This is a genomic window from Glaciibacter superstes DSM 21135 (assembly GCF_000421145.1).
GTDB classification, from domain to species: Bacteria; Actinomycetota; Actinomycetes; order Actinomycetales; family Microbacteriaceae; genus Cryobacterium; species Cryobacterium superstes.
The window spans coordinates 1-23,026 of the sequence record NZ_ATWH01000016.1 but is presented as its reverse complement, the minus strand read 5'-3'; the positions used below and the strand labels follow the sequence as shown (position 1 = coordinate 23,026).

Annotated in this window: 21 protein-coding genes; 14 read left to right on the top strand and 7 right to left on the bottom strand. The window is 66.5% G+C overall.

The window, feature by feature from the left end:
- The first annotated feature begins 97 nt into the window (after window positions 1-97).
- Window positions 98-490: a PPOX class F420-dependent oxidoreductase gene (locus K323_RS0120080; protein WP_022887056.1), complete on the top strand. Its 393-nt coding sequence runs from the start codon at window positions 98-100 to the stop codon at window positions 488-490.
- On the opposite strand, the gene K323_RS27525 is transcribed toward K323_RS0120080, so the two are convergent.
- A complete protein-coding gene (locus tag K323_RS27525; protein ID WP_211219882.1) occupies window positions 487-1,182 on the bottom strand; it encodes a TetR/AcrR family transcriptional regulator C-terminal domain-containing protein in 696 nt (231 codons plus the stop codon). The two genes, K323_RS0120080 and K323_RS27525, sit on opposite strands and share 4 nt — an antisense overlap.
- Window positions 1,183-1,325: 143 nt before the next feature.
- On the opposite strand from K323_RS27525, the gene K323_RS0120070 reads away from it, so the two are divergent.
- Window positions 1,326-2,366 carry an NAD(P)-dependent alcohol dehydrogenase gene (locus K323_RS0120070; protein ID WP_022887054.1) on the top strand — a complete coding sequence of 347 codons (1,041 nt, stop codon included), beginning with the start codon at window positions 1,326-1,328 and terminating at the stop codon, window positions 2,364-2,366.
- 66 nt (window positions 2,367-2,432) lie between these two features.
- On the opposite strand, the gene K323_RS0120065 is transcribed toward K323_RS0120070, so the two are convergent.
- The 3 genes from K323_RS0120065 to K323_RS0120055 form a co-directional block, all read right to left on the bottom strand.
- Window positions 2,433-2,804, bottom strand: a complete 372-nt coding sequence (locus tag K323_RS0120065; protein ID WP_022887053.1) for a VOC family protein — start codon at window positions 2,802-2,804, stop codon at window positions 2,433-2,435.
- A gap of 65 nt (window positions 2,805-2,869) precedes the next feature.
- Window positions 2,870-5,077, bottom strand: coding sequence for a RecQ family ATP-dependent DNA helicase (locus K323_RS0120060; protein WP_022887052.1), 2,208 nt, complete (start codon window positions 5,075-5,077; stop codon window positions 2,870-2,872).
- A gap of 191 nt (window positions 5,078-5,268) precedes the next feature.
- A complete protein-coding gene (locus tag K323_RS0120055; RefSeq protein ID WP_022887051.1) occupies window positions 5,269-5,685 on the bottom strand; it encodes a VOC family protein in 417 nt (138 codons plus the stop codon).
- Between the two features lie 265 nt (window positions 5,686-5,950).
- Here K323_RS0120055 and K323_RS0120050 point away from each other — a divergent pair, with 265 nt between their 5' ends.
- Entirely contained in the window at window positions 5,951-7,234 is a 1,284-nt protein-coding gene (locus K323_RS0120050) for a M18 family aminopeptidase (protein ID WP_022887050.1), read from the top strand.
- Between the two features lie 102 nt (window positions 7,235-7,336).
- Here the strand turns inward: K323_RS0120050 and K323_RS0120045 are convergent, their stop codons facing one another.
- Window positions 7,337-8,848 (bottom strand): SulP family inorganic anion transporter, encoded by a 1,512-nt coding sequence (locus K323_RS0120045; RefSeq protein ID WP_051147452.1) that lies wholly within the window; start codon window positions 8,846-8,848, stop codon window positions 7,337-7,339.
- A gap of 243 nt (window positions 8,849-9,091) precedes the next feature.
- On the opposite strand from K323_RS0120045, the gene K323_RS0120040 reads away from it, so the two are divergent.
- The gene (locus tag K323_RS0120040) at window positions 9,092-9,496 is read left to right on the top strand and encodes a four-helix bundle copper-binding protein (RefSeq protein ID WP_026851898.1); all 405 of its coding nucleotides are present in this window, start codon (window positions 9,092-9,094) and stop codon (window positions 9,494-9,496) included.
- Window positions 9,497-9,583: 87 nt separating this feature from the next.
- Here K323_RS0120040 and K323_RS27520 read toward each other — a convergent pair whose 3' ends face one another.
- Entirely contained in the window at window positions 9,584-10,099 is a 516-nt protein-coding gene (locus K323_RS27520) for a type II toxin-antitoxin system Phd/YefM family antitoxin (protein WP_022887047.1), read from the bottom strand.
- A 172-nt stretch (window positions 10,100-10,271) separates the two neighbouring features.
- On the opposite strand from K323_RS27520, the gene K323_RS0120030 reads away from it, so the two are divergent.
- The gene (locus K323_RS0120030; RefSeq protein ID WP_022887046.1) at window positions 10,272-10,568 is read left to right on the top strand and encodes a hypothetical protein; all 297 of its coding nucleotides are present in this window, start codon (window positions 10,272-10,274) and stop codon (window positions 10,566-10,568) included.
- Between the two features lie 56 nt (window positions 10,569-10,624).
- On the opposite strand, the gene K323_RS0120025 is transcribed toward K323_RS0120030, so the two are convergent.
- On the bottom strand, window positions 10,625-11,008 hold the full coding sequence (locus tag K323_RS0120025; RefSeq protein ID WP_022887045.1) for a TraR/DksA family transcriptional regulator: 384 nt from the start codon (window positions 11,006-11,008) through the stop codon (window positions 10,625-10,627).
- A gap of 255 nt (window positions 11,009-11,263) precedes the next feature.
- On the opposite strand from K323_RS0120025, the gene K323_RS27515 reads away from it, so the two are divergent.
- The 9 genes from K323_RS27515 to K323_RS0119980 all read left to right on the top strand — a co-directional run bounded on the left by K323_RS27515 (window position 11,264) and on the right by K323_RS0119980 (window position 22,633).
- Window positions 11,264-12,355, top strand: coding sequence for a LacI family DNA-binding transcriptional regulator (locus tag K323_RS27515; RefSeq protein ID WP_022887044.1), 1,092 nt, complete (start codon window positions 11,264-11,266; stop codon window positions 12,353-12,355).
- Entirely contained in the window at window positions 12,352-13,287 is a 936-nt protein-coding gene (locus tag K323_RS0120015; RefSeq protein ID WP_022887043.1) for a carbohydrate ABC transporter permease, read from the top strand. The genes K323_RS27515 and K323_RS0120015 overlap by 4 nt, the downstream gene beginning before the upstream one ends.
- A complete protein-coding gene (locus K323_RS0120010) occupies window positions 13,284-14,177 on the top strand; it encodes a carbohydrate ABC transporter permease (protein ID WP_022887042.1) in 894 nt (297 codons plus the stop codon). The genes K323_RS0120015 and K323_RS0120010 overlap by 4 nt, the downstream gene beginning before the upstream one ends.
- Window positions 14,178-14,248: 71 nt before the next feature.
- Complete coding sequence (locus tag K323_RS0120005) at window positions 14,249-15,544, top strand: ABC transporter substrate-binding protein (protein WP_022887041.1); 1,296 nt, start codon at window positions 14,249-14,251, stop codon at window positions 15,542-15,544.
- 102 nt (window positions 15,545-15,646) lie between these two features.
- Window positions 15,647-16,813 (top strand): ADP-ribosylglycohydrolase family protein, encoded by a 1,167-nt coding sequence (locus K323_RS0120000; protein ID WP_022887040.1) that lies wholly within the window; start codon window positions 15,647-15,649, stop codon window positions 16,811-16,813.
- Entirely contained in the window at window positions 16,813-18,207 is a 1,395-nt protein-coding gene (locus tag K323_RS0119995) for an ADP-ribosylglycohydrolase family protein (protein WP_026851894.1), read from the top strand. Before K323_RS0120000 ends, K323_RS0119995 begins: the two co-directional genes overlap by 1 nt.
- 154 nt (window positions 18,208-18,361) lie before the next feature.
- Window positions 18,362-20,500: an SUMF1/EgtB/PvdO family nonheme iron enzyme gene (locus K323_RS27510; RefSeq protein ID WP_022887039.1), complete on the top strand. Its 2,139-nt coding sequence runs from the start codon at window positions 18,362-18,364 to the stop codon at window positions 20,498-20,500.
- Complete coding sequence (locus K323_RS0119985; protein WP_022887038.1) at window positions 20,493-21,734, top strand: CaiB/BaiF CoA transferase family protein; 1,242 nt, start codon at window positions 20,493-20,495, stop codon at window positions 21,732-21,734. The genes K323_RS27510 and K323_RS0119985 overlap by 8 nt, the downstream gene beginning before the upstream one ends.
- A complete protein-coding gene (locus K323_RS0119980; protein ID WP_022887037.1) occupies window positions 21,731-22,633 on the top strand; it encodes an HpcH/HpaI aldolase/citrate lyase family protein in 903 nt (300 codons plus the stop codon). Before K323_RS0119985 ends, K323_RS0119980 begins: the two co-directional genes overlap by 4 nt.
- The last annotated feature ends 393 nt before the right edge of the window (window positions 22,634-23,026 follow it).

The window sequence follows — 23,026 nt, the reverse complement described above, 5'->3', positions numbered from 1 at the left end:
TTCCAGTGAATCCAGTTGCTTCCAGTGAAGTCCCCAATCACCGTTTCAGAAAGGGGTACCGTTTCGAAGCCGCGGCAGAACCGGGTTGAATGAGACAATGACGACAATGATTCCCGCCGATTTCAGCCACCTGCTCGAGGAGCCGAACTTCGGTGTTCTCGGCACCGTCCGCCCCGACAACACCGTGCAGGTGAATCCCATGTGGTTCGAATTCGACGGCGCGAGCCTCCGTTTCACTCACACCACGCAGCGCGCCAAGTTCCGCAACCTTCGGCACAATCCGTCGATGAGCCTGGTCGTGTTCGACCCGGAAGCGCCGCACCGATACATCGAATTGCGCGGCCGTCTCACCGAGGCGATCGCCGACCCGACCGGCGCGTTCTATGTTCGCCTCGGGAAGCGGTACGGCAATGCCGGGCAGCAGGCGCCGGCGGACAGCGACGTGCGCGTCATCCTTGTCATGAACATCGACAAGGTGATCACGCACTAACGGTCAGTTTGTGCGGTGGCGACCTCCGCTGCGTGGGCGAGCTCGATGCCGTCGAGGATCAGGCCGATGCCGAAGTCGAATTCGTTGCCGTAGGCATACTCCGGCTGCAGGATGAGCGTTGATCCCATCTCGGCGAGGTGCGGGAACGTGCCGGCCATCATCTCTTGCTGCGCCATGATCTCTTCTGTCACCGCACTGATATCGCCGGTGGGGTCGAGCGGCAATGACGCCTCCTGCAACGCGAATCCGTGCACGTAACTGTCGACGACAGACAGCGCGTGGCCGACCATCGGCATCGAGAAACCCGCGGCGCGGAGGTTTCCGATGATCGCGTCGTGGTACCTGAGCGTCGCCTGCGTGGTGCGGGCATCCATTTCGCTGATGGCCCACGGATGCCGGATGAGAACGTCGCGCTCTGAATAGGCGCGCTCCCGAAGTGCTGACTTCCAGTCGGTATCGGCGGAGGCGACGGCCATCTCGCTGACGACGATCTCGACCATCCCGTCGAGTATCTCGTTTTTGTTCTTGACGTGATAGTAGAGCGACATCGCCTCGATGCCGAGTTCGCCGGCGAGCTTTCGCATGCTGAGTGCCTCGATCCCGCCTTCATCGGCGAGGCCGACCGCCACCTGGAGCGCTCGTTCCCGCGTGACGGGTTTCCGGGAAACCGCAGCACTGTTCACACCTGTCACAACGTTCTCCGATCTGTGCGGCATCGTGCGCGGCACCCTCTAGACAATACCTTACATCGTATGGTAGTTTCGCCTTATCGACCTTACACCGTATGGTCGCACGAATTTCCAGCAGAAATCACTCACACGAAGGCGGAAGAACAATGAACACGACAAGCAGCACAATTATCGGCGGTCCCCACGGGCGCTCAGACGCGCGGGCGGCCACGATGAAGGCGATCGTGCAACAGGCGTACGGCTCAGCCGACGTTCTCAGGGAGTCGGAAGTCGCCACCCCGGTGATCACGGCCGATGAGGTGCTCATCAGCGTTCGCGCTGCGTCGGTCAATCACGCCGACTGGGTCTACACCAGTGGTCGCCCGCTTATCGCCCGCCTGGCTTTCGGTCTTGGCAAGCCAAAGCAGGTCATTCGCGGAAAGGACGTCGCCGGTGTGGTCGCCTCAGTCGGAGCGAATGTCACTCGGTTCCGGGTGGGCGACGAGGTATACGCAGAGTTGGAGGCCGGAACCTTCGCAGAGTTTGCGGTCGCAGCCGAGAAGCTGTTGGCACACAAGCCGGCAAACCTCACCTTCGAGCAGGCGGCCACGGTGCCGTTGGCGGCGCGAACTGCGTTGCAGGGTCTTCGTGATGGCGGGAAGCTGCGGCCAGGGCAGAAGGTGCTGATCAACGGTGCATCGGGCGGGGTCGGCACGTTCGCCGTGCAGATCGCCGCGTCGATGGGGGCCGAGGTCACCGCGGTGAGCAGTGGAAGGAATGCTGCTCTCGTGCGAACGCTCGGTGCCGCGAACGTCATCGACTACGGTCGGGAAGACTTCACCGCGAGCGGTCGACAGTACGACGTCATCCTCGACCTGATCGGCAACCACTCTCTCGGAAAACTACGCCGAGTCTTGACCCGCACCGGCACGCTGGTTCTCTCCAGCGGCACCGGGGGCCGCATCATCGGGCCGATGGGACGCATCATGAGGGCGCTTCTCATGTCGCCGTTCGTCAGCCAGAACCTGCGGACGTTCACGCCCTCCGTGGGAAGCGAGAGCCTCGATCAACTGCGCGATCTCATCGAATCCGGCGTGGTCACACCGGCAATCGACCGGACCTACCCCCTGAGCCAGGTGCCCGAAGCCATACGATACTTTGCCGAAGAACACGCGAGCGGCAAGATCGTCATCACGGTTGCCCAATAGTCGGTGGCGGATGTCGACCGCTGGCCACTCACGCTGACCGTTTATGAGGGGGCTTACGTGGTGCGCTTACGAGAGTGCCCAGACGCCCAGCTCATTGTCGCTCGGGTCGGCGAAATGAAGTCGTCGACCACCGGGAAACTCGTATGGCTCCTGGAGAATGCGACCGCCCGCCGCCACGATGGACTGAGCCGTATCGTCGAGATTCTCTGAGTAGAGCAGGACAAACGGACCGCCCTGAGGCCGCGCCGTCTCCGCCAACAGGAGCCCTCCGACTTCTTCTCCCTCGTGGTCGGGAGACGCGATGCCTGAATACTGCGGCCCATAGTTGTTGAACCGCCAACCGAATGCATCGGTGTAGAAAGCCATCGCCTTCGCCATGTCGGTGACGGTGAGTTCGACGTAGTTCAGTGAGTGGTGTCGGGCACGGCCTGTTGTCATCTCTCGATTGTAGGGTCGGGATGGCGGTGGCGTTGCGCCCGGGGAAGCGCGGCGAGATGTCCGAGTCAGGAGCGGAGTGCGAGGGCGAACGGCAGCACAGCGGATGCTCCGGCTCGGCGGAGCAGGCGGCCGGCGACGGTGAGCGTCCAGCGGCTGTCCGCGATGTCGTCGACCAGCAGGATCGGGCGACCGCGGTATCCGTCGATTGACTCTGCGAGCTCTGCGCCGACCGCGAACCGATCCCAGACCGCCGCCAAGCGATACGCACTGTTGCCGCCTGGATCGCCCTGCGGGCCGCCGTTCACGGGCTCGAGGGCACCGAGCCAAGGGAGTTTTCCGAGCTCGGAGAACGCCCGCGCGACCGAGTCGACGAGCAGCGGATGCCGCCGGCTCGGCATGCTCACGACGGCAGCAGGTCGCTCGTCCCAGTCCCACTCGGCGAGCACGCGTACGCAGGCCTGCACCATGGCTGGCGTTGCGGGCGCATCCGGAGCCGCGGTTGCGAACACCTCGCGCAGCGGGCCACCCCAGCCGAGGTCGGTGAGCCGGGCGAGGGCGCGGCCAGGGGAGAGCCGCTCTGCCGGCGGGATATTGCCGCGCACATCCACCCCGAGGCTGGCCACGCCAGTCGGCCATTGCGCGCGCGGTTCGATTACCACGCCGGCCCGATCGAGCGACTTTGCTGCCGCAGCAGCGGCATCCGTCGCAACGTCGCTCGGGTACCACACGCCGGCGCAGTTGTCGCAGCGGCCGCAGGGCGCGGCAGTCTCGTCGTCGAGTGAGCGTTGTAGAAACTCCATGCGGCATCCGTCGGTGCGTTCGTACTCGAGCATCGACTCCTGCTCGGTGACGCGCTCGGCGGCGATTCGGTCGTAGCGCTCGGCGTCGTAGACCCACGGGGTGCCGGTTGCACTCCAGCCACCTTTCACCCGGCGAACGGCACCGTCGACGTCGAGCACCTTCAGCAGAAGCTCGAGCGGGGTGCGGCGCAGGTCGACCCTGGCTTCGAGTGCGGGCGTCGACAGCGGAGCGCCGTTGGCCTGCAGTTCGGCGATGACGGCCTCCGCTTTGGATTGCTTCGGCATCGACGAGGTCGCGAAGTACTGCCAGATGTCTTGGTCTTCCTGGCCGGGAAGGAGCAGAACGTCGGCGTTGTCGGTGGCGCGGCCCGCGCGACCGACTTGCTGGTAGTAGGCGACCGGGGAGCTCGGGGCGCCCAGGTGCAACACGAAGCCCAGGTCTGGCTTGTCGAATCCCATGCCGAGCGCGCTCGTGGCGATGAGCGCCTTGACCTTGTTGTTCTTGAGTAACTGCTCCGATTCTTCCCGCTCGGTAGTGTCGGTCTGGCCGGTGTATGCGCGCACCTCGTGACCGGCCTCGCGGAGCAGTCTGGCGGTGTCTTGGGCGGCGGACACCGTCAGCGTGTAGATGATGCCGCTGCCTGGGAGATCGGCCAGGTGACTGAGCAGCCAGGCGAGGCGGGCGCTGTTGTCGGGCATCCGGAGCACGCCGAGGCGAAGGGATGCCCTGGCCAGCGGGCCACGGATCGTGACGACGTCGGTGTTGCCGGGTTCGCCGGGTGAGCCCGCGCCGCTGGTCGAGCCCGCGCCGGTCGAATCTGTCCCGGAGGTCGAGCCTTCCCCGACCTCGCGCGGTCGCTGTGGCGGTGCTAGCTGCTCTGCGACATCCGTCACCACCCGGCTGTTCGCGGTGGCCGTTGTCGCCAGCACCGGCACCCCGGCCGGCATCTCGGCGATCAGGTCGCGCAGGCGCCGGTAGTCGGGACGGAAGTCGTGGCCCCAGTCGGAGATGCAGTGCGCTTCGTCGACCACAAGCAGGCCGACGCGGGCAATCAGGGCGGGCAGTTGTTCGTCGCGGAAGGCCGGGTTGTTCAGGCGCTCCGGAGAGACCAGGAGCACGTCGACCTCATCGCGCTGGAGCTTGCCGAGCACCTCGCCCCACTCATGCGCGTTCGACGAGTTGATCGACACGGCGCGCACTCCGGCTCTGGCGGCGGCCGCGACCTGGTCACGCATGAGCGCAAGCAGCGGGGAGACCAGGATCGTCGGACCGGCGCCCTGCTGCCGCAACAGCAGTGTGGCAACGAAGTACACCGCCGATTTTCCCCAGCCGGTGCGCTGCACGACCAGCGCACGCCGCCGCTTCTCGACGAGGGTCTCGATCGCCTCGTACTGGCCCTCGTGGAAATCGGCGTCGGCGCGCCCGACCAGCGTGCGCAGGATCTCGAGCGCGGATGCGCGGGTATCGGTCATGCCACCCAGCTTGTCAGGTGCCGGTGACAGCCGACTGGCCGTGGTGCGGCATCCGTCGCCTGCTGGTCGACGACGGTCGTGGTTGTGTACGTAACTGCTGGGATTTTGTCCAATGACGGGTGAAAAAGCCTGATTCCGCGCCGATTGACGAAAATCCCAGCGGTTGTGCACGCCGCGAGTACGAGGGGTGCTCAGGCGACCGGGGTCTCCGGCATCTGCGACATGTCCATCCAGGAGACTTCCCACTGGTGGCCGTCTGGATCGAGGAAGCTGCGCCCGTACATGAAGCCGAACTCCTGAGGGTCGCTGGCGACGCTGCCGCCGTTGGCCAGGGCGGTGTCTGCCAGCTTGTCGACGGCTTCGCGGCTGTCGGCGCTCAGTGCGATGATCACTTCGGCGCTCGACGAGTCGGCGATCTCCTTCTTGGTGAAGGTCTTGAAGTAGTCGCGGGTGAGGAGCATTGCGTAGATGTGGTCTTCTTCGATGATGAGCGAGGTGGCGTTCTCGTCGGTGAACTGCGGATTGAAGGAGTAGCCGAGGGCGGTCCAGAAGTCGACGGACCGCTGGAGGTCTGCGACCGGAAGGTTGACGAAGATCATCGTTGACATGGCGTCTCGTTTCTCTGCTGGTGGATGAGGCTGCTGGTGGATGAGGCTGCTGGTGGATGAGGATGAGGCGATGCACGGCCCCGGATTCGCAAGGCCACTGTCAAGTACAGCGCAATTGGTGCTTCAGCAACAGGTGCATTCGTCGCCGGGTGTGGGGTGACGCCGCGAGTACAGCAAGAGGGTGACAATCCTTGATGTCTTGGCGCCGCATCCGGACGCGGTTGACGGGCACGGCGCGTGATTGGATGCGTGATTGGATGGACGGATGGATGCCACAAGCGACTACACGCACGACTACATCGACGGTTTTGGCCGGTACATCAGCGATTCGCCCTCCTCGTATCACGCAGCCGCTGAGGCGGCCATGCGGCTTGAAGAGGCGGGATTCGCCCGGCGGGGCGAATCCGAGGAGTGGGACGGGGCATCCGGTCGCTTCTTCGTCGTGCGCGACGGTGCGATCGTGGCCTGGATCCAGCCGGAGGGCGCGGGGCCGACCACGCCGTTCCGCATTCTCGGCGCGCACACCGACTCGCCCGGCTTCAAACTCAAGCCGAAGCCCACGACCGGTTCGCATGGCTGGCTGCAGGCGGGCGTCGAGGTCTACGGCGGTCCGCTGTTGAACTCCTGGCTCGACCGCGAGCTGGAACTCGCCGGGCGAATCGTCACCGTCGACGGCACAGAGCACCTCGTGCGCACAGGACCGTTCCTGCGTATTCCGCAGCTCGCCATCCACCTCGACCGTGAGGTCAACGACGGGCTGAAACTCGACCGCCAGAAGCACCTCTCCCCGGTGTTCGGGGTCGGTGACGCCAGCGAGGCCGACCTGCTCGGTCACCTCGCGGCGGTAGCCGGCCTCGAGGCGACGGATGTCGCCGGCTACGATATTCTGACCGCCGACACCGCCGCTCCGGCGCGGTTCGGTCTCGACGCCGCGCTGTTCGCCGCCGGTCGAATGGACAACCTCTCGTCGGTCTACGCCGGGCTCCGCGCGCTGCTCGAAGCGCCGTATGACGCCGGCCACATCAGCGTTCTCGCCGCATTCGACCACGAAGAGCTCGGTTCGCAGTCCCGTTCTGGTGCGAGTGGTCCGCTGCTCGACGACATCCTGACCCGCATCGGGGCCGGGCTCGGGGCATCCGTCGGCCAGCGGCTGCAGGCGTATGCGGAGTCCTGGTGCGTGTCGGCCGACGCCGGGCACGCGGTGCACCCGAACTACCCGGAGCGGCATGACCCCGTGAACCACCCGGTGGCCGGTGGGGGACCGCTGCTGAAGATCAATGCGAATCAGCGCTATACGACGGATGCCCATGGCGCGGCCCTGTGGGCGCGGCTGTGCGCTGCTGCAGGTGTGGACTACCAGGAGTTCGTGTCGAACAACATGGTGCCGTGCGGCTCGACGATCGGACCGCTGACGGCGACGCGGCTCGGCATTCGGGTGGTCGACGTCGGCGTGCCGCTGCTGTCGATGCACTCGGCACGCGAGCTGGTGCACGTTGACGATCCGGTGGCGCTCTCCGCAGCGATCGGGGGCTTCTTCGCCGGGGCCTGACCGCGACTGAGTTCGCGCCCGCAGTCCCCGTTTGCACCGAGAATCGCCGCAGCAGCGGGAACTGTCGGCGCGAACGGCGACTCTCGGCGAAGCGTCGGCCCGCTACAGCCGGCCGGTCAGCTTCCCGTGGAACTCCGCGCTGCGCGCATCGAGACCCTCGAAGGTCACGGATGCACCGTGCTCCCGGTACTTCGTCTCGACCGAGTCGAGCACGGCGACCGTCGAGGCATCCCAGATCTGCGACCCGCTGAAGTCGACGATGACCTGCGCCGGATCCTGGGCATACGAGAACTGCTCGACCAGGTCGTTGCTGCTGCCGAAGAACAGCGGTCCGCTGACGACGTAACGCACAGAATCGCCGTCGGGCGCTACCACCCGGGCAACCTTGATGACGTGCGCCACCCGCCGTGCGAAGAGCACCATCGCCAGCAGGGCGCCGCCGGCCACTCCGATCGCCAGGTTGCCGGTCGCAACAACGACCGCGACCGTGGTGAGCATCACGATCGTCTCCGGCAGGGGCATCCGTTTCAGCGTTGACGGGCGAACGCTGTGCCAGTTCACGGTGGTGATGGCCACGATCATCATCACTGCGGCGAGTGCCACCATCGGAATCTGCGCCATCACTCCGCTCAGCACGGTGACGAGCAGCAGCAGGAAGGCACCGGCGATGAACGTCGAGATGCGGGTGCGCGCGCGGCCGAGCTTCACGTTGACGATGGTCTGCCCGATCATGGCGCACCCGGCGATGCCGCCGTAGAACCCGGCGAGGATGTTCGCGATGCCGAGCGCCCAGGACTCTCGGCCCTTCGGTGAGCGGGTGTCGGTGATGTCGTCCACCAGTTTTGCCGTGAGCAGCGTCTCCATCAGCCCGACGAACGCCACGCTGAGGGCGGTGGGCCAGATGATTCCGAGAGTCTCCAGGTCGAGCGGCACCAGCAGCGGAGTGATGCCGGGCAAGCCACCGGAGAGGTCGCCCTGGTCGCCGACGTCCGGCACGGCCAGGTGGGCGATCATGGTGATCGCGGTGACGACGACGATCGCCACCAGCGGCGCAGGCACCGCGGTCGTCAGGCGTGGCAGCAGCACGACGATCAGCACGGTCAGCGCAAACAGCGGGTATACCAGCCACGGCACGCCCAGCAGGTGCGGCACCTGCGCGACGAAGATCAGGATGCCGAGCGCATTGACGAAACCGATCATCACCGACCGCGGGATGAATCGCATCAACCGCGCCAGCCCGGTCACGCCGAACAGCACCTGGATCAGGCCAGCGAGCACCACCGCGGGCAACAGGTACTCGACGCCGTGCTCCTTCACCAGCGGGGCGACCACGAGCGCGACGGCTCCTGCGGCGGCGGTGATCATCGCCGGACGGCCACCGAGAATCGACATCGAGATCGCCAGAACGACGGATGCGATCAGGCTGACCTTGGGATCGACTCCCGCGATCACCGAGAACGAGATGACCTCGGGAATCAGCGCCAGTGTGGTGACGATGCCGGCCAGAACCTCGATGCTGAGCGCCTTCGGATTGCGCAGGGTGGCGCGCACCGTTGGCGCGGAAAGCGACGAGCCCCGAGCGGATGGGGTGGACAGGCTGGGTCGTTGAGGCACCGTGCAACCCTATGCGGTGCGAGGAATTCTTTCCCACCCCCCTTCCCGCCTCCGCTCCCACCGTGCTTACGCCCGAGCGCGGGTGGCACGCCTGGCGAACAACGGCGCCGTTCGCGCGGCAGACGCCACTGGTCGTGCGCGGGGGAGCGGCGTAGCGTGGAATGACCGCGTGCGACGTCGCAGGCGGTGGCGCCGCATCCGTCGGAACCCGGTCGGCGAATGGCAGAAGGAATGGAGCGGATCATGACGGTTACAGAGGAGATGCTGAACAGCCACCCGGGAGCGGATGTCGCGGCCTCCGACCTTTTGATCACAGCGATCGACGCCTGCTACGAATGCGCGCAGGCGGGCACGGCCTGCGCCGACGCCTGCCTGGCCGAAGACACGGTCGCCGACCTCGTGCGGTGCATCGGCACAGACCACGATTGCGCGGACGTCTGCGTCGCGACAGGAGCTGTGCTTTCTCGGCAGAGCGCGTCAGACGACAACCTCACAGCCGCACTGCTGGCCGCCTGTGTGACGGCGTGTTCCACGTGCGCCGACGAGTGTGAGAGTCACGCCGACATGCACGAGCACTGCCGCATCTGCGGTGAAGCGTGCCGCCGCTGTCAGAAGGCGTGCCGCGCGTTGCTGATCGAGATCGGCTGACCGGGGTTCGGCTGACCCGGGTTCGGCTGACCGGGGTTCGGCCGCCCGGGGTTCGGCGCCAGGCGTTTCCGGCACCGTCGAGCGATCCTACCGATCAGCGAAGCCCGCGTCGCGATCAACCCCGTGACGGCCGTCGCGCGGCCCGGGGTCAGGCAGTTCGGGGAGCTGATCATCTTCGTTATAGGTGGTGACCGTGCTGGACACCAGTGTGCGTTCGACGGTGACCGCGGCATCCGTTCGGCCGTCGAAAACTGTCGTATCGGTCACGGTGACCGTGTCGACCTCCAGCTCGGCGACGACAGTGTCGGCGGGCGCGTCGGCCGGCACGTGGGCCGGCACCAGGGCCGGCACCAGGCGTGCGACAGGATGCCCGTGGCGCGTGATGATGATCTCCTCGCCGGTCTCGACCCGGTCGAGGATTCTTGCCAGGTGCCACTTGGCGTCTTCGAGGCTGACGTGGAGGACGCCGCCGGCGGTGTCTTCGCCCATATGCCGTGACGGGTATGGATCGAATTCGGCATCACGGTCCACACCGTGCCGGCCGTCGCGAGGTCCCGGGTCCGGCAGCTCTGGGAGTTGATCGGGGTCGTCCTGGTACGGCATATCGGACCTCCTCGCCATGCGGCGGCGAATTTCAACGACGCCATCTGTCAACGATGCCGCTCATCAGCGGCTACGCGTGTTTCCGGCTTCCTGATGCTGACCGTACGCCCCTGCCGCCTCAAGCGCCAGACCGCGCTCCCCATCGTTCGGCAGCCGTGATTATGCTTGCCGCATGCCCTCGTACCGCGTCACGCTGACCATCGGCGCGCTTCGGCCAGGAGTAGCACCCGATGCGGTGCTGCCCGCCGCCGCAGCTGCTGCAGCGGAACTGACTACCGTCGAGGCATCCGATGTCACCGTGGCGTCTGGCATGGCCCGCATGATCGTGCGATTCACCGCGGACGACGCCGAACTCGCGGTGCAGATCGGGCGACATGTCGCACAGATGACGGATGCCGTTGCCGAGCCGTTGGCCTGGCGCGTCACCGAGCGGGTGAGGTCGCGCTGGCTTCCCGTTCGCCTGGCCTGACGGCCGCTCCTGATGCCGTGGTTCAGCGCCGGGAGAGATTCAGTGGTGAGGGTGCTTTAGCGCTGTGACTCGAGTTCGCGGGCACAATCGATGCAGAGCTCGGCGGCTGGGCGGGCTTCGAGCCGAGCGCGGCCGATGACCTCGCCGCGACGGGTGCAGATGCCGTAGGTGCCGTCATCGATGCGGGCCAGAGCCGCGTCGATGGCGGCGGACGTGCGAGCGAGTTCGTTCTGGATACCCGAGATCTTCGACCATTCCATCGACAGGGTCGGCCCCTCCGGGTCGTGCTCGTCGTCGGCCGATGTATCGCCACGCGCCGAACGCACGTCGTCGAGCGTGCCGGTCAGCTGGAGCAGCTCCGTGTCGATGTCGGCCCGCTGCGCTCGCAGCAGCTCCTCGAAGTGCCGGAGGCCGACATCCGTCAGTCGCGTATGTGCCATGCCCCATCCTCCCACTCTGTCCATCACGCGCCATTAACGCGCGTATGCGCCCTGCGCGCGTGGCGCATACGCGCGTATTTGGCGCGTGGCGAGGCAGAGGTGCGCGGCGGCCGGCGGAGGCGCGCGACGAATTCTCGCGGGCCACTTGCGCTGCGGCGACTCTCGCCAGTACAGTCGCTGTAAACGTTCTCGTAAACGTTTACAGGAAATCTGCAAGAACAACCGAACACCCCTCCAACGACGCATGGGAGCACGATGGCCGAGAACCGGAAGTCCACCCTGGTGCTGGTTGCCGAACGCGCCGGCGTATCAATCGCCTCGGTGTCGCGCGTTCTGAACGGGCTCCCCGCGTCGGTGAGCGTCACCGAACGGGTGCAGCGCGCGGCCGAAGAACTCGGCTACGTCGCGGATGCCACTGCCCGCTCCCTCAAGGTCGGCAAGACCGAGCAGATCGCCCTCGCGGTCGCCGACGTCGGCAACCCGGTGTACGTCGCGATGATGCACGAGATCTCCCGCGTGGTGACGGATGCCGGCTACCGGCTGGTCGTGTCCTCCACCGGAAGTGACCCTGACGAACAGATCACACTGCTTTCGAGCCTCAATCGCGGGTACGCAGACGGCCTCATCCTCAGCCCCCTGCGCGTGACGGAGCCGCTCATCGACCAGCTGGGTTCCAGCCGTCTGCCGATCGTGGTCATCGGCTCGCTTCCCGCCGACGTGGAACTCGACAGCGTTCGCGCTGACTCCGCCGCCGGCATGGGGCTTGCGATCAAGCACCTCGCCAAGCACGGGCGAGCGCGCATCGCCTTCATCAACGGCCCCGTCGACACCGTCCCGGGCGCCGCCAGGCTCAGCGGGTACACCAGTGCCATGCACAAGCGCGGCATGGCCATGCACGGCGACCTGCAGGTCAACGCCGACGACTTCACCTTCGCAGCCGGACTCACTGCCACCACCACTCTCCTCGACCAGGCGACGCCAGACGCGATCGTCTGCGCCAACGACCTGCTCGCCGTCGCAGCGCTCAAGGTCATGTTGAAACGTGGCTTGAAGGTTCCAGAAGACATCGCCCTGGTCGGTATGGACGACACCGACATCGCCGAACTGACGACGCCCTCGATCACCAGCGTGAACCTCGGATCCATCAAGCGCGCACGCACCGCCGCGAAGCTGCTCATCAGAAGACTCGCCGACCCGGATGCGCCGGTGAAACGGGTTGTGATCGAACCGAAGCTGACCGTGCGAGAATCGTCGGTCGTCACCCACGACGCGACAGAGACCAAACGGGCCTCGGCACCACCTTCCTCCGCAACCGCCGGCCATGCCGAAGGAGGTGGCGCCCGGTGACCACCACAACCCTGACCGCCCCGCCCACCCCGACCAGGCGCAAGCGGCACAACATGGGCCACACCGGTGGCGGCCGCGAAGCGTGGATGCTGGTGCTGCCCGCCCTCATCCCGGTGGTCCTGTTCAGCGTCTATCCGCTGGTGCAGGGCCTCCTGCTGGGCTTCACGGATGCCAAGGCGGGCCTGAACGCCGTCGTCACCTTCAACGGGGTCGACAACTACGTGCGCCTCGCCGGCAACGAACTGTTCTGGAACTCGTTCCGCATCGGCCTGATCTGGGCGTTCGGCGTCACCATCTTGCAGTTCCTGGCCTCGCTCGGCCTTGCCCTCCTGCTGAACCTCGACCTCAAGATGCGCTGGCTCGCCCGCACCCTCGCGCTGGTGCCGTGGGCCATGCCGCCGGTCGTCATCGCGATCATGTGGCGCCTGATGCTGAACCCCACCTACGGCCCCATCAACGAATCGCTCAGCTTCCTCGGCCTGCCCAGTGACATCAACTGGCTAGGCGATTTCTCGACGGCACTGCCCGCGGTGATCGTCGTCGGAGTCTGGGCAGGGATGCCGCAGACCACCATCACTTTGCTGGCCGGCCTCCAGAATGTGCCCGCCGAGCTTCACGAAGCGGCGTCGATCGACGGAGCGGGCGTTTGGAACCGGTTCTGGCACGTCACGCTCCCAGCCCTCCGGCCGATCATCGTCGCGATCACCACGCTCGACCTGATCTGGAACTTCAACTCGTTTGCCCTCGTGTTTGTGCTCACCGCGGGCGGGCCGGGTGGGCAGACGATGCTCCCGATGCTCTTCGCCTACAACGAGGCATTCCGATACGGCAACTTCGGCTACGCGGCGGCGATGGGCAACGTCATGGTCATTGTGATCGCGGTGTTCCTCTTCCTCTACCTCCGCAGCCAGTCAAGGAGTCGGTTGTCATGATGATGACCCAGGCAGTCTCCCTGAAGCCGGCCAGGCGAAAGATGGCAGGGTCGACGACCCGCACCAGGCGAATCGCGCGCCCCCTGCAGTACCTCGCACTGGCCGCGTACATCGTCTTCCTCGGATTCCCGCTGCTATTCCTGCTCACGACGGCATTCAAGTCGCAGCAGGAACTCCAGTCCCCGAACCCGACTTTCCTGCCGTCGACGCTGAACTTCGACAACTTCCTGGCCGCGATCGACAAGGCCAACCTGATCCAGGCGGCGGGCAACAGCCTGTTCGTCGCGGTCTGCACCACAGTGATCGTCACCGTGATCTCACTACCGGCCGCCTACGCGCTGGCCAGGTTCCGCACCAGGCTGCGGGGAATCGCGACCGGCTGGATCCTGCTCAGCCAGGTGTTCCCGTTCATCCTGATCATCATTCCGCTGTTCCTGGTTCTCAAGCAGATCGGCCTCGTCAACAACCTGATCGGGCTGATTCTGGTCTACACGGTCTGGTCACTGCCCTTCGCGCTCTGGATGCTGCAGGGATATGTCGCCGGCATTCCGGTCGATCTCGAGGAGGCCGGCGCCATGGACGGAGGAAGCCGCCTGCTCATCCTGCGCCGGATCGTGCTGCCGCTCCTCGCTCCCGGTCTGGTCGCCACCAGCCTGTTCACCTTCATCTCCGGCTGGAACGAGTTCTTCTTCGCGCTCGTCCTGATCCAGGACCCGGCTCTGCAGACGCTCCCGCTCACCCTGGCGAGGTTCGTCGGCGCCGAAGGACAGGTGCAACTCGGTCAGCTCGCCGCGGCATCCCTGCTCGCCACCATCCCCAGCCTGGTGTTCTTCGCGATCATCCAGCGTCGCCTCACCTCTGGCCTGCTCAGCGGCGCGGTCAAGGGCTAGCCCACGGCATCCAGACACACCCACACAGAACCCAGCACACAGCAGTGCGATCACAAGAAGGAGACAGAACAATGAAAAGACAGGCTGCACTAGCGATCGGCGGACTCGCCGTCGTCGGGCTCATGGCCGGTTGCGCGTTCGGCGGGGGAGGAACCGCGAACGACAGCGGAGGCGACGACGGGCCGGTCACCATCACCTTCCAGAGCCTCGCGTTCCAGGACACGACCATCGCCGCCACCGAGGAGATCGTCGACAGTTGGAACGCCGACAACCCCGACATCCAGGTCAAGCTCACTCAGGGCAGCTGGGACAACGTGCACGACCAACTGGTCACCCAGTTCCAGGGCGGCACTGCTCCAGACGTGATCCATGACGAGTCCTCCGACATCCTCGGGTTCGCCGACCAGGGCTACCTCGCCGACATCGGAAAGTACCTCAGCGACGACACGAAGAGTTCCGTCTCCGATGACGTCTGGGAGACGGTCACCACAGACGACGGCCAGATCATCGCCGCTCCGACTCTGCTGCAGACCTACGTCGTCTTCGCCAACACGGATGCGTTCGCCGCGGCAGGCGTGGAGGTTCCAGCTGGTGAAGAACTCAGTTGGGATGACCTGGCCGACGCCGCGAAGAAGCTCACCGCCGACGGCAAATTCGGCGTCGGCTGGGGCCTCAAGCAGCCCACCGCCGCAATCATGAACACGGCGCTCGGGTTCGACGGCACGTTCTTTGACGGAACCGGCGCCGAGGCCACGATCGACGTCGGCGAGAACGAACTCGAAGTGCCAGAGCGCATCCACGCGATGGCGTTCGACGACGGCTCGCTCGACCCGGTCACGCTGACCCAGAGCGGCAGCGACGTCATGCCCGGCTTCCTCGGCGGCCAGTACGCAATGTACATCGGCGGCAACTACCTCGCCCAGCAGCTGACGGAGTCCGCTCCGGAGGGCTTCAACTGGGCGGTACTGCCTCCGCTGGCCGGCTCAGCTGGACCAGTGCAGGCCGCAAACCCGCAGACCATGTCGGTCGCGGCGGAGAGCAAGCACGTGGAGCAGTCGGCGAAGTTCGTCGACTACTTCATGGGTGCGTCGAACCAGGCGAAGCTGGCGCAGGGCGACTGGCTGATCCCCGCGTCGAGTGCTGCCCGCGAGGAGGTCGCCACGCAGACCGACGGGCAGAACGGCTGGGCCGAGATCCTGGCCAGCGGTGAAGACCTGAAGGGCGCTCCGTTCCAGAAGGCGGCCAACTACCCGCAGTGGAAAGACCAGTACGCCACCCCCGGCCTGCAGCAGTACTTCGCGAACTCGATCTCGCTCGAGGACCTGAAGAAGCAGCTCACCGATGGCTGGGCATCCGTCGGCGGCTAACGGCAACTGCTGGTCGAGCGTGTCTCGACAGGCTCGACCAGCGAAGGCAGGCTCGACCGCCGGGGCCCCGAACACGCTCGACCAACGAATGGAGAAGAACCAATGGACCTGCTCGAGGATAAGGCGACCGGCGCCCTGGCCGGCGCTGCCGTCGGAGACGCGCTCGGCGGCGCGGCTGAAGGCAACACGCCGGAGGCCATCCAGGAGCGCTACGACGGGTTCATCACCGGCATCGTTCCCCCGTTCCTGGCCGATTGGAAGAACGCCAGGCCGATTGCGCCGTACCACAAGGGTGACGGGCATGTGACGGATGACACCCTGATGACGAACGCGCTCGTCGAGGTTTATGCCACGGTGCGTGATCATCTCGACGCCTACGCTATCGCTGAGCACCTGGTGCCGCTCTTGATCGGGGAACGGCGCTGGATACCGGAGCTCGAGGGCGAGGCGCTGCTGTTGCACCGCATCTTCCTCGCCGAGAAGTGGCTGGTCGCCCGGCTGCACTACGGCCACATCGACCCGCGTGAGGCCGGAGTCGGCAACATCGTCAACTGCGGCGCAACGATGTATGCCGCACCGATCGGCATCGCCAACGCCGGTTCCGCAGACAGCGCATACGCCGAGGCGATCGACGTGGCCGGTGCCCACCAGTCCAGCTACGGACGGGAGGCCGCCGGCGTGTACGCGGCCGCCGTCGCCGAAGCCATGCGCCCAGGTGCGAGCGTCGACTCCATCGTCGACATCACACTGCGGCTGGCCAAGGACGGCACGAGAGACGCGATCGACGCCGTGGTGACGGCCGCGGCATCCGTCACCGACTGGCGAAGCGGCCTGGCGACCCTGCGGTCGGCCGTCATACCGTTCGACACCGTCGGACCCGACTACCGGGCGCCGGCCCGCGATGCACGCATCCCGAGCCGCACCAAGTCCATCGAAGAACTGCCGATCGCGCTCGGCATGCTGATCGCCGCCCGCGGCAACTATCGAGAGGCCGTGCTCGGCTCGATCAACTACGGCCGCGACTCCGACTCGATCGCCGTCATGGCCGGGTCGCTCGCCGGTGCACTCGGGGGTCTCGCGAGCGTGCCGTCCGACTGGATCGCTGGTGTGCACGAGGGCAGCCGCATGGACATCACGGCATCGGGGCCCGTCATGGCTACTGTCACCAGGGAGATCTTGGCCAAGGACCGCGCGCGATTCGACGCGCGAAGTGCGGCCATCGATGACCTGGCGGCAGTCGGTGACGCGGCAGTCGGGAGCCGCGCCTAGTGCTTCGCCTGAGCTGGACCCAGCCGGAAGACCTGCTTCCGCACGCACTGGTGGCGGCGGAGCTCGACGGCCGGGACGTGTCTGCAATTCGCGCGCGGTGGATCGAGGCCGGCGGCGCCGCAACGGCCGCGGTGAGCGGGGCGACGCCGACACCGGCGTCCGCCGAGTTGCGCACGCTGGCCAGGGAGCTGCTCGCGCGCATCGACACCGTGCCGGTTCCGGCGGAGCTGTTGCGGAACGAACCGGATGACCTCGACGCGATCTTTGCGGCGGCCCCCGGCGCAGCGGCCTCCACTGTGCAGTCGGCAAGCAATGGCAGGGCGAGTGACGACTTGGTCGACCGGGTGCACGGTGCCTGGCTCGGCCGTGCGGCGGGGTGCCTGCTGGGCAAGCCGGTGGAGAAGATCCCGAGGGAGGGAATTCGCGCGATCGCCCAGTCGACCGGGAACTGGCCGCTGGGCGGCTATTTCACCGACGTCGGCCTCGACCCCGCGGTCGCGGCAGCGTATCCATGGAATCGGCGGAGCCGTCCGACCAGCCTCGCCGAGAACATCGACGGCATGCCGGAAGACGACGACCTCAACTTTCCCTTGATCGCCCTCGACCTGCTCGAACGGGTCGGCGACGGCTTCAGCACCGACTCGCAAATCAGCACAGATGATGTTGCGCAGTCCTGGCTGGCAAACCTTCCTGGCGGGCGGGTCTTCACAGCCGAGCGCATCGTTTACCGCAATCTCCTCGACGGCTACGAGCCAGACGTCGCCGGCACGGTCGGCAACCCGTTCCGCGACTGGATCGGCGCGCAGATCCGAACGGATGTCTACGGCTGGGCGAACCCAGGCGACCAGCACCAGGCTGCACGGCTGGCCTGGGCCGATGGGCGCCTCAGCCACGGGCGCAACGGGCTCTACGGTGGCATGTTCGCAGCCGCGGCCAGCAGCGCAGCGGTTGTCGCCGACTCGGTCGACGACGTGATCGAGGCCGGGCTCTGTGTGGTTCCGTCGAACAGTCGGTACGCGGCGGCGATTCGCTACGGCGTCGAACTCGGCCGTGGCGACCTGGACACCGAGGCCGCACTCGACGCGATCTACGCCGAGTACGGACACCTGCACTGGGTGCACGTGCTGAACAACTCAGCACTGCTGGCTTTCGCGCTCACCCGCAGCCGCGGTGATTTCGAAACCGCGATCACGCTCGCGGTGACCGGCGGCTGGGACACCGACTCGACCGGCGCGACGGCCGGCTCGATCTGCGGTGCGCTCGCCGGCGCATCCGCGCTGCCTACCAGGTGGATCGACCCGCTCGGCAACCAGCTCGCGTCGAGCGTGCCTGGCTTCGACCGTCTCGGCTTCGACGAGCTCGCCCGGCGTACCGTGGCGGTAGCGACCATCTGAACCCACCAGCCGCATCCGATTCATTCAGAACGATGATCATCCAGAACGATCAAGGAGCCAGACGATTTCCGCCCAGCCAACCGTTCCGTCCGCCGCATCGTCCGCTGCACCGATTGATGCTGACGAAGCAAACACCAACGAGTTCAACCCGCTGGTGCCGCGGGCGATCGACCTGCCGACGGTGCTTCCACCGCACGGGCGCATTGACCCAGCGACAGGCGATATCGCGAAGATCTTCGCGGCGCCTGACGACCCGGAAGACTGGCCGGCATGGCGCACGGCGCTGGCAAAGTGGCGTGCCGAGGCGCAGGAACGACTCGGCTACAGCGGCGCAGCCTACGAGGCGGAGAGCTCCCGCTGGACGCGGTCCTGCTACAGCGTCGCGCTGGTCTGGCTGTGGGACGAACGCCTCTTCGATCACAAGAACCAGTGCTTCACCGTCGACGCATTCCTCGACGCGACGGCCGACCACGGCGGGTTCGACGGCATCGTGCTCTGGCACGCCTACCCGATCATCGGCATCGACGACCGCAACCAGTTCGACTTCTACCGCGACGTACCCGGCCTTGCCGACGTCGTCACCCGCCTGCACGAGCACGGCCTGAAGGTCTTCATCGACTACAACCCGTGGGATACCGGCACCCGCCGCGCTCCGCACGACGACGCGGATGAGCTCGCCATGATCGTCGGCGAACTCGGTGTTGACGGCGTCTTCCTCGACACCATGAAGGAGGGCGATTCCGGGCTTATTCGCGCGCTGCAGACGGCCGAGCCGCCGCAGGTGCTCGAGGGAGAGTCGCGCGTGCCCAACCAGCGCATCGAAGACCACCACCTGAGCTGGGCGCAGTGGTTTTCTGACAGCGATGCCCCCGGCGTGATGCGCGCCCACTGGTACGAACGCCGCCACATGATGCACTCCACCCGCCGCTGGAACCACGACCACAGCGCCGAACTGCAGTCCGCCTGGATGAACGGCACCGGGATGCTGGTCTGGGACACCGTCTTCGGTGTCTGGGTCGGCTGGAACTCACGAGACAAGGCAACACTGCGACGGATGCTGCGGGTGCAGCGGGCGTTCAACGAGGTACTGGTCGACGGCGAATGGACCCCGCTGACCGATGCTGCACCGGAGGCACTCGCCGCCGGTGTCTACGTCTCACGCTTCTCGCTCGGCGACCTCACCCTCTGGACCATCGTCAACCGGCACGACACCGACTACACCGGGCCGGTGCTCGAAGCTGGCGCTGCCGGGCTCGACAGGGCGGACCTGTTCGACGTCACGGCGGGCACTGCCGTGCGCGGTGGTGCCGCCGTTGATGCGGCATCCGTTGCTGCTGCATCCGTTTCGGTCACGGTGCCCGCTCGCGGCATCGCGGGCATCCTTGCGGTGAGCGGAGCGCGTCCTGGTTGGCTCGACGCACTGCTCTCCGAAGCCGCCGCCGACGCGGCATCCGTCGCTGACACCGATTCCGGAGAAATCACAGACGCCGCGTTTCCGGCACGGCTCGCCGATCGTCTGGCCGTCGTGCCGGCACCGGTGGAGGTTGTGCCGCCCGGCGCGATCGACGTCTCGCCTGGCACGCGCGAGCTGACGGTGACCTACCGGCGCCGCGAGACCGGACTCTACCAGGGAGCTCCGTACGTCGAGGAGTGGAAGCCGCTGCCGCCGCGACTTCACGATGATCGGGAGAAGGTCGTGGAGGTGGCGCTCGGCCGGGTGGCGGTGGCCGCGACCGAGGTGACCGCTGCCGAGTTCGACGGGTTCGTGCGGGAGCGCGAGTATGTTCCGACGAGCGTCAACCGATTCCGGGTGACGGATGCCTCCGGTGCGGCTGCGACGCCGGTCACTGCAGCTCACTCCGGGCCGGCAAGTGCGCCGACCTCTGCGCCGGCCACCCTCGTGAGCCTCGACGATGCCCGGGCGTATGCGGCCTGGGCTGGTGCGCGGCTTCCCACGGAGTTCGAGTGGCAGGCTGCGGCGAGTGATCCGTACTTCCGGCGGCTCGAACCCGTCGTCTGGAACTGGACGGAGAGCGAACACAGCGACGGCGTGACCCGTTTCGTCATGCTCAAGGGCGGGAGCGAGCACGTGTCGCGCGGTTCGGACTGGTACGTCGACGGGGGAGCGCGTCCGCCAGAATTCAGCCTGAAGTACCTGCTCGCCGGACTCGGAATCGAACGCTCGACGAGCATCGGGTTCCGCCTGGCATGGGACCTGAAAGAAACGCCGGTGACCGGTGGTGAAGGCAGCGACGGAGAGGCCAGCGCAGTGCGGAGGACCAGCAATGAGTGAGCAGAGCCGGCCGGCAGAAGACGCGAGCGGTGCTACGGGGCCGCTCACCGGCATCCGTGTCCTGGATATCTCGACGCTCTTTGCGGGTCCGTTGGCAGCGACGTTCCTCGGCGACTTCGGTGCTGATGTGATCAAGATCGAGCACCCGGCGAAGCCAGACGCATCGCGCGGACACGGGCCCGCGAAAAACGGCGTCAACCTCTGGTGGAAGACCCTCGGGCGCAACAAGCGCGCAGCGACCATCAACCTCGGTGCGCCGGCCGGCGCCGAGCTCCTGCTCGCGCTGGTCGCAGAGGCCGACGTGCTCATCGAAAATTTCCGGCCTGGCACCCTCGAACGCTGGGGGCTCGGGCCCGAACAACTGCACGCGGTGAATCCGCGTCTGGTGATCGCGCGGGTGACCGCGTTCGGCCAGGTGGGGCCGTACTCCGGGCGACCGGGATTTGGCAGTCTGGCCGAGGCGATGAGCGGTTTCGCGGCGCTCACCGGCGAACCGGACGGCCCACCGACACTGCCGCCATTCGGGCTCGCAGACGGTATCGCAGCTTTGGCGACCAGCTACGCGATCATGGTGGCGTTGCGAGCCGTTGAAACGGGCGGTACCGGCCAGGGCGGTACCGGGCAGGTGATCGACATGGCGATCATCGAGCCGATCCTGATGCTGCTCGGCGGCCAGATCACGGCGTACGACCAGCTCGGAACGGTGCAGAAGCGCACCGGCAACCGGTCAGTCAATAACGCCCCGCGCAACGTGTATCGAACGGCAGACGGCGACTGGGTTGCGGTGTCGACAAGCTCGCAGTCGATCGCCGAGCGGGTGCTGCGACTGGTCGGCAGGCCCGAGCTGGTGGACGAGTCGTGGTTCGCCTCCGGCCACACCAGGGCAGAGCACGCCGACGAACTCGATGGCGCCGTCTCGACCTGGATCGGGGCGCGTACGACGAGCGAGGTGCTGACCGCGTTCGAACAGGCGCAAGCCGCCGTGGCTCCGGTCTACGACGTGCGCGGCATTCTCGCCGACCCGCAATATGCTGCACTCGAAACCGTGCGCACCATCGACGACGACGAGCTGGGGGCGATCAAGATGCAGAACGTGCTCTTCCGGCTGTCGGGGACGCCAGGTGACATCCGCTGGGCAGGACGCCCGCACGGACGCGACACCGACGAGGTGCTCGAACAGGTCGGCGTGACACGCAAGCAACTGGCGGCGTTGCGGGAGAAGGGTGTCATATGAGTGACGCCAGACGGCCGGCCGCCGGGCCATCTCCGGCCACCGGACGCCCGCTGATAACCGGCTTGTATGTGCCTGGCGACCGCCCTGACCGATTCGAGAAGGCAGTGGCGACTGGCGCTGACCTGGTGATCCTGGATCTCGAGGATGCGGTGGCTGGCGACAACAAGCAACTCGCCCGCGACGAGGTGGTGCGTTGGCTGTCCGCGCGTGAGGTCAGCGCTCGGTCACCGGTCGTGCAGGTGCGGATCAACCCGCTGCACGCCGATTCAACTGCTACGGCCGAATCAACGAGCGCAGTCGGCGCTGCTGACCTGGCGGCGCTCGCCCGGGTGAGTGCGAACTTCGAACTGCGGGTGCCGAAGGTTGAATCGGCTGACGATGTCGATCTGGTTGTCGATGCCGCACCGGGGCATCCGGTGACGGCGCTCCTTGAGACGGCGCTCGGGGTCGAGAACGCTGCCGCCATCGCCCGGCATCCGTCGGTCACCAGGCTTGCCCTCGGCGAATCGGATCTCGCCAGTGACCTCGGCACCTCCGCTCCCGAAGCGATGGACTATGCGCGGGTGCGGGTGTTGTTCGCAGCTCGCGCCGCCGGCCTGGGCGCACCGATGCTGTCGGCGTTCACCGGCATCCGTGACCTGGACGGTCTGCATGCGGACACCGAACGCGGCCGTGCGCTCGGCTGGGTGGGGCGCACCGCGGTGCACCCGAGTCAGCTGTCCGTGATCGTGGAGGTGTTCCGGCCGAACACCGCTGAGGAAGCGTGGGCTCGCGAGGTGCTCGCTGCAACCGCGACCGGGGGAGTGGCGACGCTTGCCAGCGGCGAGATGGTCGACGCTGCGATGGTCGGCCGGGCGCGCGGCATCCTCGCGCTTGCTCAGGGAACCACGCTCGAATAGCAGCACGCGCCACCTGCGCGCCCATGCGCCATGCGCGCGTGGTGCATCCGCGCGCTAATGGTGCGCGGTGGCGGACGGGGGGCTAGATCCAATACCGTTCAATTAGATCATTACAGCTTGTTCGGGAGTCCGATCCGGTTGGGGCCATTCGCGGTGACGTAATCGTTTGACGTGCCATTTGGTGTACTTGCGTTTGACGACGCGGGGGTTTGACCTGGGTCGGCGTCGGGGTAGCAGGCGGCGTACGAGTTCACGGATGGCGTGGCACCAGAGCAGTTCGACGGGGTCAGTTACGTCAGGGGGGAAAAGCTCCCTGCTGGGCGATGGACCGGCGGGAGATGCGGAGGGCTGCGACGAACGATATCCGGTCGGGGTCACGGCCTGCTTGAAGGG

Coding starts and splice junctions, on each gene's coding strand:
- K323_RS0120080 (WP_022887056.1), top strand. CDS start 98: ATGACGACAATGATTCCCGCCGATTTCAGCCACCTGCTCGAGGAGCCG.
- K323_RS0120070 (WP_022887054.1), top strand. CDS start 1,326: ATGAACACGACAAGCAGCACAATTATCGGCGGTCCCCACGGGCGCTCA.
- K323_RS0120065 (WP_022887053.1), bottom strand. CDS start 2,804: ATGACAACAGGCCGTGCCCGACACCACTCACTGAACTACGTCGAACTC.
- K323_RS0120060 (WP_022887052.1), bottom strand. CDS start 5,077: ATGACCGATACCCGCGCATCCGCGCTCGAGATCCTGCGCACGCTGGTC.
- K323_RS0120055 (WP_022887051.1), bottom strand. CDS start 5,685: ATGTCAACGATGATCTTCGTCAACCTTCCGGTCGCAGACCTCCAGCGG.
- K323_RS0120050 (WP_022887050.1), top strand. CDS start 5,951: ATGGATGCCACAAGCGACTACACGCACGACTACATCGACGGTTTTGGC.
- K323_RS0120040 (WP_026851898.1), top strand. CDS start 9,092: ATGACGGTTACAGAGGAGATGCTGAACAGCCACCCGGGAGCGGATGTC.
- K323_RS27520 (WP_022887047.1), bottom strand. CDS start 10,099: ATGCCGTACCAGGACGACCCCGATCAACTCCCAGAGCTGCCGGACCCG.
- K323_RS0120030 (WP_022887046.1), top strand. CDS start 10,272: ATGCCCTCGTACCGCGTCACGCTGACCATCGGCGCGCTTCGGCCAGGA.
- K323_RS0120025 (WP_022887045.1), bottom strand. CDS start 11,008: ATGGCACATACGCGACTGACGGATGTCGGCCTCCGGCACTTCGAGGAG.
- K323_RS27515 (WP_022887044.1), top strand. CDS start 11,264: ATGGCCGAGAACCGGAAGTCCACCCTGGTGCTGGTTGCCGAACGCGCC.
- K323_RS0120010 (WP_022887042.1), top strand. CDS start 13,284: ATGATGATGACCCAGGCAGTCTCCCTGAAGCCGGCCAGGCGAAAGATG.
- K323_RS0120005 (WP_022887041.1), top strand. CDS start 14,249: ATGAAAAGACAGGCTGCACTAGCGATCGGCGGACTCGCCGTCGTCGGG.
- K323_RS0120000 (WP_022887040.1), top strand. CDS start 15,647: ATGGACCTGCTCGAGGATAAGGCGACCGGCGCCCTGGCCGGCGCTGCC.
- K323_RS0119985 (WP_022887038.1), top strand. CDS start 20,493: ATGAGTGAGCAGAGCCGGCCGGCAGAAGACGCGAGCGGTGCTACGGGG.
- K323_RS0119980 (WP_022887037.1), top strand. CDS start 21,731: ATGAGTGACGCCAGACGGCCGGCCGCCGGGCCATCTCCGGCCACCGGA.